A 15,080-nucleotide genomic window follows, 5' to 3' on the forward strand; every position below is an offset into this window, starting at 1 on the left:
TTTCAAGCCACTGCCTATTTGGGCAGTGGCTTTTTTATTACGACTGAAGAGGTTGGTATGAATGATCAATTGCTTGGTGATGATGTAGCTCCTAAGGCAACCGTTAATGCAAAGACTGATATGACTACATTTTCTAAGCAGGACCTTGGAAACTCAGGATTACCTGCTGAACCTAATTATGAGGTTGGGATAAGTGATATAGGCAAGTCGACATTATCTGCCGGCTTGCGTTCAATCTCTGGTATTGCCGAAATAGGAAATCAGAATGTTAAGGCATTGGAAAATAAAGCGAATAAGGACGATGGTTTTGTATCTGGTATAGCCAATGCTATGACTTATGTCCCCATCATTCCAATTGCTGACAAGGTCTTACCTAAATTAAGAGATGGATTGTCGTCAGTTGCTAATTCTATTGATAACACCTTGAGTTCTGATGCTAAGAAAGCAGCACAAACCATGCCCGTTACAAAAGAAGGTGATGAGTGGCGATTTTCATCAGATCCAGCTGTATTTGGGATGAATTTTGCCAATGTCGTTGGTTATATGCTGCCTACCGTTGCGACAGCGTTTGCAACGAGAGGACAAAGTCTTGCAGCGTTAGAGCCCGCGTTAACTCGAGCAATGATTAGAACAGGCGCAAGTAAGGCGGTTGCTGAAAAAGCACTACCGTATGTAGTTAATGCTCTGAAATCAGCTCCTGCAACAACAGCGGGCATTACTTCTGATTTGGGTAGCCAGGGCAATGATATGAGAAGACAAGCCCTTGATAGTAATTTTGATCAATTATCTGAATCTAAATATTTTAGAGAAGCCTTTTCTGATATTGATAGCAATCCAGAAACAGCATCATTAACTGATGGACAAAAATTGTCATTAGCAAGAGAACGTGTTGCTGATTTTGCTTCTAGAGCAACAATATCAGATCCAAAGAATATTGCAGCGAGTGCGGCAGCAACTATGCTCGGGGATGTTCCTTTAGCAAATGCAGCACTCAAAGGTCTAAAAACAACAGCTGGTGGATTGCGAGGTGCTGCTCATGGGTTTATTTCTGGAGGATTACGAGAAGCTCCGTTAGAAGGAATGCAAGAGGGCATTCAACAAAAAGTTTCCAATAACGTTTCAAATCAATATTTAGGTTCAGATATCGATCCAAATCAAGGTGTTGATAAAGCACGTGCAAATGGTGCATTACTTGGCTTCTTAAGTGGAGGAAGTTTAAATGCAATCGGTGGACTCAGGGGAGAACATGAGCAGGCAATAGAGCCTGAAACACAAACTGGTGAAACGGGTTCTCCAGACAAAGTAGATGAAGAACCAGAAACAACACCTGTTGATGTTAGTGTGACACGTGATCTTAATGAAGAGCCTCAAGATAAACCAACACATGCCCAACATGGCTATACAAAAGAAGAAGCCGTAGATGATCTTAATGCACCAGCTTATCTACGAGAAGAACTTAGAAATCAAGCTGGACCACAACCTGATCTTAATACAGGGCAATCTTATGATGTTGATGATCTTTCAATTCCTGCATATTTACGTAACGGGAAAGAAATTAATGAAGATCCAGAAACTCATGAGCGGGTGTCAGAACCAAATACTAAAGAGCAGTCATTCTCACATAAAGAAGGATCAGTAACACCGAAAACGTTCGATGAGACGTATCTATTGGATGATGGCACAACCACTTTGGATACTGAGCACCATATGAAGGGTAAAAATGACATTGTGTTTAGTGATGTACCCCCAAGTGTTATTTATGGACATGATCAGCGTTCTAAGGTTTTGGCTCAGAATAATGATGATAAGCAAGTGGGGTATCCTGAGTTTGATGGTGGTTTGAAAAAGTCACAAAGGCGTGAGTTAGAATACTTAGCCAGACGTCGAGCTGATAAAATTCCATTAGCTATGCAAAATCTTAAAGGGGCTGCACGTATCACTCGCCCCGAATATAGAGAGGAGCTAGTGCAACTGGCAGATCAATCAAGTGCCCTTTCTCATAATAAAGAAGTTAATCATCAATTAGATACTGTAACCTCAGCCATCACAAAATTAGGCGGTATCAACCGTGACTTAGCAAAATCTGAGGGTATAGATGAAGCTCATTTTAAACGTAATCAGCTGTTTCCCACAAAAGGTGGACGCACTTTTGATGAAATGGCTGAAGTATTGAATGAACATGGTTTTACCGCTCGTTCGGGTAAATCATTATCGGCTAATGATGTGTTGGATTTAGTTGGTGGTGAGCTTGATAACAATGAACGACATTATAGTAATCAATCTGATGCTATTACGGAGACAGATAAAGGCAGTGCTTTGGCGGAGCTTGTTCGTGAGTATGGTAATGAGAGAATCCAAATCGCAATTAAAAAGGCACTTAAAGGGGAGCGATTAGGTGACCGACAAGGTGATATCGTTAATGAAGCTATGGACGTTATTGAAACTGGGCGAATTGAGCAAGCGGGGGGTATCGAATCGCGACGAAATGAACGTGATATGCGTCGAGCATCTCGGCAAGCTAAACGAGAGCAAAAACTAAAACAAGCATCTCAAGACTTGGGATTACCTGACTGGGTAACTTCTGATTACAGTATGAATCTTGAACAAGAATATTCAGATACTGTAGAGAGCCTTTTAGATGATTCAATTTATCAAGCATCATCAATTGATCATCAAGCTACTGAACATCTAATTAAAGAGTATGAAGCCGGAAAATTAACAACCGCTCAGTTAATTTCTAAATTAGGAGAAATAGATTATGCCGATCAACAAGCAGTCTCAAACATGGAAGACGCTAAACCAATTACCGAAATCACGGATACTAAAAGCGCTGAAGAACGGACACGCACGAGCACTTTACGAACTGAGCAAAAAGCAGAACTCGAACATGATGCAGGAGCAAAAGAAACAGTAGAACAAGGTAAACAAAATCTAGGAAAGAATAAACCTGAGCCTAAATCCACACCAAAAACAGAAGAAGGTACCCAAGAACATTTAGATAAAGAAATATCAGTTGAACCAACACTATCAAAACCTCATCTAGTAAAAAATGATATTCAAGATGTAGGTGAAAAAATTGGTGGAGCTCGAAAAGATATATGGGAATCTTATTCATCAACAGTTGAAGGTCATACAAAAGGAGAGCTTCAATCTTTACCTTTATCTAAGTCATGGCCACAACCAAATTATCAAGCAATGCTCAACCAAGGTGGCTCACTTGATACGCTTAGCCTTTTTCGTGCAATTAGAGATAGTATTACGGCTAAACCGCGAAGTGGATATAAGGTTTCACGTTGGGCTAATAATGTTCACTCCTTACGTGAAGTGGCGTTAAAAGTATTAGATGGCTCTATAACAAAAGAGCAAGCCGATACTATTTTAAAAACCTCAACTAGCCGAGAAGCTCACCAGATTGCGGGACGAGCAGCGCTTTATCAAGCCATGGGATTGAACAATAGCCTTTCTGGTTTTACTGTTTCTCAAGGTGAGTATTCTCTTTTTAATGGACAACAGTTCAATCCGCCTAAAACTATTTGGACCGTGGAACGAACAACCAAAAGTAATGGGCTGAATCACTGGCCACGAATGATGTCATTTGGCGATACACAGGCCGAAGCTATTGAGAAATTTAAACATAAGTATCAAGAACTGATCGACGGTACCAAAGATGAGCCCAAGTTAGCTACGTTTGATATTTATACTAAATATCAAACCCACGGGTATTTTATCGGAAAAGAAGTTGGTCGTTCTTATGTAGATCTTGAAGGCCCAATCGATTCTATCAAAGAAGCAAGACGAATCCTTAATGAAGAAAATGAACGGTTAAGCCAAAAACTAGCACGAGAGAAATACGTTCCTGCGTTACGAGGGGAAGAAAATTATCCTCGTGTTGGTGAAGATATGCGTCAAGGTAGTGATGTATCAGCAGATGACTTTGCTAACGTATTTGGTTTTCGAGGGGTCGAGTTTGGTAATTGGGTTGATCAAAAGAAACGCCAAACGATGGTCAATGAAGCCTATGATGCACTAATGGATATGGCCGCAGTTTTAAATATCTCGCCTAAGGCTATTTCTCTTAATGGCGAGTTGGGATTAGCTTTTGGTGCCCGAGGAATTGGTGGCAAAAATGCCGCAAAAGCCCACTATGAACCAGGAAAGGTTGTGATTAACCTCACTAAGAAGAAAGGTGCTGGTTCGCTTGGCCATGAGTGGTGGCATGCGCTAGACAATTACTTTGGAAAAATGGATGTTTTAAAGAGTAATCCCGATCCACAAGAGATGATGACTTTAAGATCTCTGAAGGACCGTAAAGAGATGGTTGTTCGGGCAGAAATGCGTGCTGCTTTCAAAGGCGTTATGGATGTTATTAATGATAGTGATTTAGTTAAACGTTCAAAACACCTAGATAAAACAAGGTCAAAGGATTACTGGTCAACGCCAGAAGAAATGAGTGCTCGTTCTTTTGAGTCTTACCTTATTGCAAAACTTGCAGATCAGAATGTTAGAAATGATTTCTTAGCAAATATCGTAAAAGAGCCAGAATGGAATGATGATGCTAAAGAGAACGGTAGCCTAGTTAATTCTTACCCATATCCTAATAAAGCAGAATCAAAAAATATTCGAAGCTCTTTTGATCATTTATTTAATACGATTGAAGAGAATAAATTCGACGACGGTCACGTCATGCTCTTTTCTAGAGAATCATTTACTCCAGAGTCTAAAAACTCATCTAAAGGTATGCCTGTAAAACAGGCTCGGTTGGCTGTTCAGTCTTGGCTGCGTCAGTATAAAGGTGGTGCTGGTGTATCTATTAAAGTTGTCCAGACTCAAGCTGAAGCAGAGCATATCTTAGGCGCAAAGCTTGATGGTTATAAGATTAATGCGTTTTATGATGAAGTATCGGCGTCTGTTGTTGTCGTCGCTGATAATATTGCGAATACAAAAGAGCTTAGAAAAAAATTACGTCATGAAATTCTAGTCCATCATGGTCTACGTGCAGTAGTTGGAGACACCGAATATGGTCGGATCTTAAAAATGGTTTACTCTGGCCTTGAATCCAAACATCTCAAACCACTAATCCATGAACTTGAACAACATTATAATCGTTCAGACTTGAATAGTTTCGTTGAAGAAGTATTAGCGCATGTTGCGGAGAAAGAACGTAATACCATTCAGCAATGGTATGACCGTATTGTGAGTTCGATTGCGCAAGCCTTAAGAAAAGTTGGGCTCATGTCGCAATCGGATATCACGAAAGCTGAATTACACAATATAGTTCAAACTTTAACAGAGCGTATAAAATCTGTTAATGAATGGGGACCTGGAACTGAATCCCCTAAAGAAAGCGGTCACGGTCGTTTATCACGAACAAAATTTAGTAAGACAAAAGCTGCTGATGGTTTGTTTGATCGTGATGCTTTTCTTGCAGCCGTTGATAAGGTTCGCAAGATAACTCAAGGAACGACGACAACAACGACCGCAGGGTTTGATATTCCAACTGAAAATCTTAAGTCTCAAACTATTAGAAAACTGGCTGATAAATTTCAGGTATTAAAAGCACTGCAGAAAAATATCGCTCAAGCTGGTGGTAAAGTGGATGAGAATAATGATGTTTATTTAGCTGAAGAGCTATTTCATGGCAAGTCTGAAAATGATTTGCGCTTAATGAAAGAAAAGTATATCCAGCCTCTAGCTGACAAGATGGCCAAGTTTAATATTAACCAAGCTAAATTGGATGAATACTTGATTGCTCGCCATGCACAAGAACGTAACGCGTATATTGCTAAAATTAATCCTAAGTTTCCTGATGGTGGTTCAGGCATGACAAACTCGGATGCAGCAGCCAAATTAGATGAAATCAGACAAAGTGGTAAACAAAAGCAATATGATGAGTTAGTTCATATTATTGATGCCATGATTGCAAAACAGCGTGATGTCATAAAAGCCAGTGGTCTTGAATCAAATGATCTAGTAGATACCTGGCAGTCTCACTATAAACATTATGTTCCACTGAAAGGGATTGCTAAGGATGAACCATCATCAGCGCGAACTGGCAAAGGTTTTAGTATTGGTGGAAAAGAATCAAAGACAGCTAAAGGTCGCCAATCTATGGCTGAATCACCAAGCAGTCATGCCATTATTGATTTAACAGAAAAATTAATCCGAGCTCAAAAAAATGAGGTAGGTAATACTCTGTTGAAATTAGTTCAAGATAATCCATCTCCTGATTATTGGCAGGTATTTACAAACGAACATCCAGATACGGTACCTGATATTGTTGAGCGAAAGAACGCAGTTACTGGTGAGAAAGAAAGGACTGTAATCGATCGAGCTGTTCCAATGGCTATGATGTCTGATTATTACTTTCCAACCAAGAAAGATGGCAAGGTTTATTATATTAAGCTCCATGACTCTCGTTTGATGAATGCAATGAAGAACATGGGACCTGATACTAGTAATGGCGTTATCCGCACTATGGCCAAAGTTAATCGATTTTTAGCAACGGTAAATACATCTTACAACCCTGAGTTTGTGGTCGGTAACTTTGCACGTGATATCCAAACAGCATTCTTGAATTTATCAGCAGAACAAACCCGTGACGATGGCAAAATTAAAGGCCAAAAAGTAGTAAAACATACTATTAAAGATATTCCTAAAGCAATGAGAGCTGTTTATGCCTCACTACGAGAGAAATCACTCGATACAGCTCAAGGGAAGGAATGGCAAAGTTACTTTGAGGACTTTATGTCTGATGGTGCTAAAACTGGTTGGTTTGATATGAAGGATGTCGACGGCCAGGCAAAAGAACTTGATCGCATGGTAGCCATGGCATCAGGTACCACAAAGGGTAGAGCTTACAAGCTATTGAGTTCTACCACAGGATTTATCGAAAATCTAAACAGTGCTGTTGAAAATGCAGTCCGACTCTCTGCTTATGTTAATGCCAGAAAATCTGGAATTAGTCGTAAAAAGGCGGCAAGTCTTGCTAAGAACATGACGGTCAATTTCAATAGAAGAGGTGAAGTGGGAACGACTCTTAATGCGATGTATATGTTTGCTAATGCCTCAGTACAAGGCTCAGTAAACTTTATGCGCACTATGTATGGGCTTAATGGTGATGGGAAGCTCAAATGGAAGAACTTAAACCAGGCTCAAAAGATTGCAATGGGGGTTGTTGCAGGATCTTTTGCGTTGTCCTTTGCTAATCGTAACTCAGCTGGGAATGATGAGGATGGCCAGAACTGGTTTGATAAAGTGCCCAATTACGTAAAAGAACGTAACTTTATCATCATGAAGTCGTTACTAGGAGGCGAACAAGACGGAAGCTATTGGAGTATACCAATGCCTTACGGATACAATATTTTCGCTTTGCTAGGTTCCGGTGTTGAATCTGCAGTTAATAGTGATTACTTAACTAAAGCTCAAGTAACAGGAAATATTGCACTTGCGACATTAAGTTCTTTCTCTCCAATTGGCTTGAGTGAATCAAATACAGTTACCGGCACTATATTGCAAAATGTGGCACCGACAATAACCAAACCATTTTTAGATGTTGGTCTTAATGAAAACTTTTATGGTGGCCAAGTCTATAAAGAAAATATGCCGTTTGGCACACCTCTGCCTGAGAGTAGCTTGAGTAAGATGGGTACAAGCGAACACTATAAGTACATCGCAAAATGGTTGAATCAGGTGACTGGAGGTAGTGAGTTTCGTTCTGGAGGCATTGATGTTAGCCCCGATATTTTGCAATACATGGTTGGTTATCTTGGTGGGGCAGCATTACGCTTTGCCGATGTAAAAGTTCCAGGGCTTATAGATAGATTAGAAGGTGAAGAGGTAGAACCGAGTCAGGTTGCATTCTTATCCCGAATCTCTGGTCGTGTTATGCCATATGAAGACCAGCAGAAGTTCTATCAAAGACGCGATGAATTGATGCAGATTGCTGATGAAGCTAATAGTTTATCTGGCGCTAAACGGCAGGCTTTTATAGGGCAGTATAAGCAACAGTTAAAATTAATGTCGATACTCAAATCAACAGATAAGCAGCTTAAGAATTTACGGAAAAAAAGAGATATTATCTACGCTCTAAACATCCCACCAAAAGACAAAGAACTTCGGATAAAGAATGTTGAAAGAAAGATGAAGACAGTTATTGATGATTTTAATTTCAAATATCCCTCTAGTCTGTAATTATATGATAATTGTAAATATTTCAATTCTGCTAAAGGAGAGTAAGACCGATCGGAATTATTTTCATGAAACTAAAAAATTTAATTGATTCAATGGATTAACATACAGCGCAATATCAATTATGCTGTATGTTAATATCAATTATTACTACAAATTTCACATTTAAATTCTAAATGTTTTTTATTATCTTCAATTGTTTTTCTTTGGCGTTTTAGCCGAATATAATAAAAATTGATGTATAAGCATTTTTTTTATTTCATCATTAATGCTTTGGCTAATGAGTCGTGTTTTACTCATGTTACATTTCATACGTTACCTTAGCTTTCAAATGAAAGTTTATCGCCAAATACCCCTTTCCAGTCTACGTCGAATTGTTCAACGGCAGGTTTTACTGCTGGATGAGCGAACATTTGTGCTGCCACATCGGTTGGTAATGTAATAGCTTCTATACCGATCTTCATCACTTCCATCGCTTGTTGCGTATTTTTGAAGCTGGCTGCCAAAATCTTCGATGATAATTTGTTTTGATCTAACAGTAATTGAAGATCTGCGACTACTTCAACACCGTTACCGTTTATGGCATCGATGCGATTTACATAAGGCGCTAGGTAATCTGCGCCACACAGTGCCGCAAGGAACCCTTGTTGAGCCGAATATATAGCGGTAGCAAGAACCGTAATTCCTTCTTTTTTCATTAATTTAATTGCTGATAAACCAGTTTCTGTTGCGGGTACTTTTACCACCATATCGTAAGGTAATTCATTTAATTGACGTGCTTCATCCACCATACCGTTTACTGTTGAGCTAATGACTTGAGCGTGAAAACGAGGTGTACCGCCAAGTGCTTCTTGCATGCTAGCTAGTGTTTCATTCAGTCCCTGCTTTGACTTCGCCAAGATGCTTGGATTTGTCGTCACGCCTTTCAGTGGTAGGCATTGGTTAAAGCGTTTTACTTCTGCCACATCAGCAGTATCTAAATAAAGTTCAATCATGGTTTCTACCTTAAACAAAATCTCTGTATTGATGATGAGATCACTATAGATCTGGAAATCGAACTAGATCTTGATTTTGATCAATTGAAATTTCATTTGAAAGTATAATAATTTCATTTAATGAAATTTAGGGTGATTTGTGAACAATAAAGTGATGCTGTCAACTCGAACCAAGAGGAGCAGCTCATAAGAATTAAGTAACTAATAAGTAAATAGTGAAAGAGCAAACCAAGAGGCAAGCAGAGATGTATTTCAATATCCAACGATTCTCTACCCATGATGGCGATGGTATTCGTTCCATTCTTTTTCTTAAAGGATGCAGTTTGTCTTGCCCTTGGTGTCAAAACCCAGAAAGTCGCAGCGAAAAGTATTCACTGTTGTTTGATCAGCGAAGCTGCATGGAAGATTGCCAGCTGTGCGTTTCTGCTTATCAAGCTACAACTCAATCCACAGCGGGTGGTGAGACAGTGGGGGATGGTATTCAACGTATCGACAACCAGATCATCATCAATCGCAAAGCAATCAAAGAAGACCAACTGATCACGCTGAGAAACGTTTGTCCTACACAAGCACTGACCGTATGCGGTGAAGAGGCAAAATCAGACATGTTGTTCGACATCTTAATGAAAGACAAAGCTTTCTACGACCAAAGCCAAGGTGGAGTGACCTTCTCCGGTGGTGAGCCACTCATGCAAGCGGATTTGGTGGCAGAACTCGCACAGCGTCTGCATGACAACCAAGTCTCTACCGCCATTGAATCGTGCATGCATGTACCTTGGAAGAACGTCGAAAAAGCCGCACCGCATATTGATTGCTGGCTGGCGGATTTAAAACACACCAACGAAGAAAAGTTTCTTAGCTGGGCGAAAGGTTCACTGAAACGCATCAAAGACAATTTCCGAAAACTGGCGCCTATCGCGAAGCGTATTGTGATTCGCGTTCCTGTTGTGCCGGGGTTCAATGACACCATCGAAGAGTTGAAAGACATCATCGATTTTGCGGCTTCACTAGAAAGCTGCCAAGAACTTCACTTGCTGCCGTACCACACACTCGGCATCAATAAATACCGTTTGCTCGATATGCCTTACGAGTGTTCTGATAAGCCATTAAACAAACCAGAACTGCTAGAAAGCGCCATGCAATATGCAAGCGAAAACACCCAACTTAACGTGATTGTAAGAGGTTAACAATGGACCTGAATTACCTTCCTGAGCGTATCAAAGCGCACAAATCGGCACTGGTAAATATCGTAACGCCACCCGTTTGTACCGAACGTGCAGAGGCATACACTCGTGCTTATCAAGCAAACGAAGACAAACCTGTGATTGTTCAACGAGCACTAGCACTGCAAGAGCATTTACGTACTCGTACTATTTGGATTAAACACGATGAGTTAATCGTCGGTAACCAAGCGAGCAAAGTGCGCGCTGCGCCTATTTTTCCAGAATACACAGTACGCTGGATTGAAGCGGAAATTGATGAGCTAGCCGACCGTCCTGGCGCAGGCTTTGCGGTCACTGAAGAAGATAAGCAAAGCATCCACAGCATTACACCTTACTGGCGCGGTAAAACCGTTCAAGACCGTTGTTATGGTTTGTTTACTGATGAGCAGAAAGAAATCTTAGCCAGCACCATCATTAAAGCCGAAGGCAACATGACTTCGGGTGACGCGCACCTAGCAGTGGATAATGAGAAAATCTTGAAGTTAGGCATGAACGGTTTACTAGAGGATGTTCGTCAGCACCGTGCTAACAATGATATTTCGACCTTTGAAGGCTTGCAGAAAGAGCAGTTCTATAAATCAGTTGAAATCGTACTGCTTGCGATTCAAGCTCACATGATGAGCTACGCTGAATTGGCGGCAAAAATGGCGTTAGAAGAGAAGCGCCCGCTGCGTAAAGCTGAGCTAGAAAGCATTGCGGCAAACTGTCGTCATATCGCGAGCGATGCGCCGGAAAGCTTCTGGCAAGCCCTGCAATTGAGCTACTTTGTTCAGTTGATGCTACAAATCGAGTCGAACGGTCACTCGGTTTCTTTCGGTCGTATGGACCAATTCCTAAACGAATTTTATGTTCGTGATATCGAAAACGGTACGATTGAAAAAGACTTTGCACTAGAGTTGCTACAGAGCTGTTGGTTGAAGCTGCTTGAAGTGAATAAGATTCGTTCTGGCGCGCACTCAAAAGCATCGGCAGGTTCTCCGCTGTACCAGAATGTGTGTATCGGCGGTCAGAAGTTGAATGAACAGGGAGAGCCTGAAGACGCAGTGAATCCACTTTCTTGGGCTATTCTGGAATCTTGTGGTCAGTTACGTTCTACGCAACCTAACTTGAGTGTGCGTTACCATGAAGGTTTAAACCAAGAATTCCTGATGGGCTGTGTTGAAGTGATTAAATGTGGCTTCGGTATGCCTGCGTTCAACAATGACGAGATTGTCATTCCTGAATTCATCAAACTTGGCGTAGAGAAAGAAGACGCTTACAACTATGCATCTATCGGCTGTATCGAGACGGCAGTTCCAGGCAAATGGGGTTACCGTTGTACGGGCATGAGCTTCATTAACTTTGCTCGTATCCTGTTGGCAGCACTTAACGAAGGTGTGGACGCAACAACGGGTAAAGCTTTCTTACCGCATGACAAGTCTTTGGCAAAGGGCAATTTCGAAAACTTCGAACAAGTAACAGCTTCTTGGGCAGAGCAAATTCGCTATTACACGCGTAAATCGATTGAGATTGATACGGTAGTCGACAGCGTACTTGAACAGCAAGCACAAGACATCTTCTGTTCAACGCTGGTAGATGACTGTTTGGCTCGTGGTAAAACCGTGAAAGAAGGTGGCGCGAAATACGATTGGGTATCTGGCTTGCAAGTCGGTATCGCAAACTTGGGTAATAGCCTAGCAGCAATTAAACACCTTGTTTTCGATGATGCGCAAATCACCCAACCAGAGCTAGCAAAAGCATTGGCTGAAGATTTTGAAGGCATGGAGAACGAACAACTTCGCCAACGTCTTATCAACTATGCACCAAAATACGGTAACGATGATGATTCAGTAGACCAACTACTGGCAGACGCGTACCAAGTGTACATTGATGAACTAGAGCAGTTCGTCAATACGCGTCATGGACGTGGTCCAATTGGCGGCGGTTACTATGCGGGAACATCAAGTATTTCGGCAAACGTTCCATTCGGTGCTTCAACCATGGCAACGCCAGACGGTCGCAAAGCGAAAACGCCATTGGCAGAGGGTGCAAGCCCATCTTCTGGCTCAGACCGTTTAGGTCCTACGGCAGTGTACAACTCGGTTGGTAAAATCCAAGCGAATAAGATCCTGGGTGGCGTGCTGCTTAACCAGAAATTAAGTCCAGCAGCGGTTGAGTCTGAAGGAGATAAGCTCAAGCTCTCTATGTTGATTCGTACCTTCTTCAACCACCACAAAGGTTGGCATGTGCAGTACAATATCGTCTCTCGTGAAACCTTGTTAGCCGCGAAGAAGAACCCAGAGCAATATCGTGATCTTGTTGTGCGAGTTGCAGGCTACTCAGCCTTCTTCACCGCGCTATCACCAGACGCGCAAGATGACATCATCGCACGTACTGAACATTCATTATAATTGTTGTTTCGTTTTGATTTCAAATGAAAGGGAGAGGTATTATAATACCTCTCCCTTTTTCTGAGCTTAATGTTATGAACAAAAGACGTAATGAAATCCTTCAGATGGTTAATCATCGAAAAAGAATACAAGTATCTGAACTATCAGAAATTATTGGCGTTTCTGGAGTTACAATACGTCAAGATTTGAATTTTTTAGAAAAAGAAGGGTATTTAAAGCGTATTCATGGTGCCGCAGTCGTCAATCATGTTGATGATATCGATACCCGCTTAGAAATATGTTTTGATGTAAAACAGTCATTAGCAATTAAAGCTGCAGATTTAGTTACTCCTAATGAGACGGTTCTTATTGAGGGCGGAAGTGCAAATGCATTACTTGCTCGACTATTAGCCGAACGAGGAGACGTCACAATTATTACTCCCTCGGCATATATTGCTCATTTGATAAGAAATACTTCTGCTAACGTGATTTTATTAGGAGGTGTTTACCAACATCATGGTGAAAGTTTAGTTGGCCCTTTGACTAAATTATGTATAGAAAACATCAACTTTAGTACCGCTTTCTTAGGCGTAGATGGGTTTCATCAGGATACAGGTTTTACCAGTAGGGATATGATGAGAGCGGAAATAGCTTCTGTTATCTTAACTAAGAATCGCCGTAATATTGTTTTAACAGACTCAAGTAAATTTGGGCAAATTTATCCATCGACTATAGGTAAAACTAATAATATCAACATATTGGTTACCGATAGTGGAATATCAGATGGTGACCTTACGTTTTTCAAAAACAATAATGTTGAAGTCATCTTTTAAGTATAAGTTTTCCTGTCAACACATTCAGTCTAAAAAGATTGAATGTGTTATTTAGAATTGTCTGTTCAAAAATAAGCAATATCTTTATCATCTTGTACGATGGTCTTAATTTTATGTTCTGTGTTTAGATCCGCTCCAAATAGTGAATTTGAAGTTGATCGTTCTTTTGTTTCTGTTTTCTTTTTGCCAAACCAAAATCTTAATAAGAACTCCAAGTGCTTGACTATTAGTAATTTATGTTCAATCTAAAATAAACAATAAAAACAACAGGTTAATGATTTATTTTGGCTACTCCCTTAAATTACCACAATAAAAATGCTAATTGTTTTCATTTGCTTTGTGTATTCTAGATTTCTCTATGGACTGTACTTGAGCGAAATCAAATAAACGTAAAACTTTGCTATGATATTTTTTGTAATGCGTCAGAAGTCTATTTCATAAGTGATCTTTGTCTCGGTAGATTATCGAGAGGACTGCTGTCCATAAAAATATAGATTGATCGTTTATTATTCGATAATGAGATTTGTTTACAATTAATAATGTGATAAATTGCGTCAGTTATATGTGAAGAGATGATGTTATGAGCGCAAAAAAAACACTTAAAAAACTAAAGAAGAAAGCAGTAAAAAAAGTGCTCTCATCGTCGCAAAAAAAGCTATTAAATTTAGAAAAGGGCAGTAAGTCTAGAAACAAGGGCTCAGTTGGTGATAACTTTAAAAGAAGTGCATTATTTGATGATTTGGTACAAGTTACAAATCAAGCTGCGTTAAGTGCGGCTTATGAGTTGGCAGTTCCTCTAAAGCCTATTTTATCGTGGTTTGATAATGCCAGCGGTATCGTTGACATGACATTTTCGACTAGAGAGGATGATATTCGTGTAACTAAGCAAAAAACCAAATATAAGGATGCTCAATCATTATCAGTTCGGTCTATTGGCTATCTTCCTCTCAAATCGCCACCCTGTAAGCGATGTCCAGCACTTAGCAATGGTATTTGTAAATGTGCAGCTAAAAAATTCAAACTAAATTAATATCTTACGGTTGTTGTTATCATTGGTTAATAATCAATAGTGATTAAGCTAAATTCATGAGCACTCGACTCATTGATGGACCAACCAATCGAGTTAATGCAATACCTGTTAGCCCCTTCACAAGACTCTTAGTACCACTAACTACTGCTTTTTCTACTATAGATGGTTTCTCATTTTGTTGTGTCCAATGATGACTTTCAAGAATCTCTAGTAAGCTTTCACAATCTAACTCATTTTTATCAAAATGAATTGCCACTGAACCTGCATATTTCTTGTACTTTATTTCATGTATTGTATCAATTTCTTGTAGCTTAAGGATTAGGTTCTCTACCTCTAAAGGATGTTCTTTGATATAGTCAGATCTGACTCTAAGTCTATGATTTGTTTTGTGAATGTAAGTATTCATGATAGTTTTAACTCAAATGATAACTATTAACATTCGC

Annotated in this window: 7 protein-coding genes; 5 read left to right on the forward strand and 2 right to left on the reverse strand. The window is 40.1% G+C overall.

Annotation, left to right across the window (positions count from 1 at the left end; translation table 11 throughout):
* Positions 1-57 precede the first annotated feature (57 nt).
* Positions 58-8,190, forward strand: coding sequence for an LPD5 domain-containing protein (locus tag CTN07_RS08025; protein ID WP_005305691.1), 8,133 nt, complete (start codon positions 58-60; stop codon positions 8,188-8,190).
* A 317-nt stretch (positions 8,191-8,507) separates the two neighbouring features.
* Here CTN07_RS08025 and CTN07_RS08030 read toward each other — a convergent pair whose 3' ends face one another.
* Positions 8,508-9,182 (reverse strand): fructose-6-phosphate aldolase, encoded by a 675-nt coding sequence (locus tag CTN07_RS08030; RefSeq protein ID WP_005305688.1) that lies wholly within the window; start codon positions 9,180-9,182, stop codon positions 8,508-8,510.
* A 245-nt stretch (positions 9,183-9,427) separates the two neighbouring features.
* Here CTN07_RS08030 and CTN07_RS08035 point away from each other — a divergent pair, with 245 nt between their 5' ends.
* From CTN07_RS08035 to CTN07_RS08050, 4 genes are all read left to right on the forward strand, one after another.
* Positions 9,428-10,369, forward strand: a complete 942-nt coding sequence (locus CTN07_RS08035) for a glycyl-radical enzyme activating protein (RefSeq protein ID WP_005305685.1) — start codon at positions 9,428-9,430, stop codon at positions 10,367-10,369.
* Positions 10,370-10,371: 2 nt separating this feature from the next.
* Positions 10,372-12,795, forward strand: coding sequence for a formate C-acetyltransferase/glycerol dehydratase family glycyl radical enzyme (locus CTN07_RS08040; protein ID WP_005305684.1), 2,424 nt, complete (start codon positions 10,372-10,374; stop codon positions 12,793-12,795).
* A 74-nt stretch (positions 12,796-12,869) separates the two neighbouring features.
* The gene (locus CTN07_RS08045; protein ID WP_036766055.1) at positions 12,870-13,607 is read left to right on the forward strand and encodes a DeoR/GlpR family DNA-binding transcription regulator; all 738 of its coding nucleotides are present in this window, start codon (positions 12,870-12,872) and stop codon (positions 13,605-13,607) included.
* A 580-nt stretch (positions 13,608-14,187) separates the two neighbouring features.
* Positions 14,188-14,637, forward strand: coding sequence for a hypothetical protein (locus CTN07_RS08050; RefSeq protein ID WP_036765798.1), 450 nt, complete (start codon positions 14,188-14,190; stop codon positions 14,635-14,637).
* A 43-nt stretch (positions 14,638-14,680) separates the two neighbouring features.
* Here CTN07_RS08050 and CTN07_RS23220 read toward each other — a convergent pair whose 3' ends face one another.
* Positions 14,681-15,043 carry an HMA2 domain-containing protein gene (locus CTN07_RS23220; protein ID WP_036765797.1) on the reverse strand — a complete coding sequence of 121 codons (363 nt, stop codon included), beginning with the start codon at positions 15,041-15,043 and terminating at the stop codon, positions 14,681-14,683.
* Positions 15,044-15,080: the final 37 nt, after the last annotated feature.

It is taken from the genome of Photobacterium damselae, assembly GCF_003026815.1.
Classification (GTDB): domain Bacteria; phylum Pseudomonadota; class Gammaproteobacteria; order Enterobacterales; family Vibrionaceae; genus Photobacterium; species Photobacterium damselae.

What these genes read in the sequence shown, in the direction of transcription:
- CTN07_RS08050 (WP_036765798.1), top strand. Translation starts at nt 14,188, where the DNA reads ATGAGCGCAAAAAAAACACTTAAAAAACTAAAGAAGAAAGCAGTAAAA.
- CTN07_RS08040 (WP_005305684.1), top strand. Translation starts at nt 10,372, where the DNA reads ATGGACCTGAATTACCTTCCTGAGCGTATCAAAGCGCACAAATCGGCA.
- CTN07_RS08025 (WP_005305691.1), top strand. Translation starts at nt 58, where the DNA reads ATGAATGATCAATTGCTTGGTGATGATGTAGCTCCTAAGGCAACCGTT.
- CTN07_RS08045 (WP_036766055.1), top strand. Translation starts at nt 12,870, where the DNA reads ATGAACAAAAGACGTAATGAAATCCTTCAGATGGTTAATCATCGAAAA.
- CTN07_RS08030 (WP_005305688.1), bottom strand. Translation starts at nt 9,182, where the DNA reads ATGATTGAACTTTATTTAGATACTGCTGATGTGGCAGAAGTAAAACGC.
- CTN07_RS23220 (WP_036765797.1), bottom strand. Translation starts at nt 15,043, where the DNA reads ATGAATACTTACATTCACAAAACAAATCATAGACTTAGAGTCAGATCT.
- CTN07_RS08035 (WP_005305685.1), top strand. Translation starts at nt 9,428, where the DNA reads ATGTATTTCAATATCCAACGATTCTCTACCCATGATGGCGATGGTATT.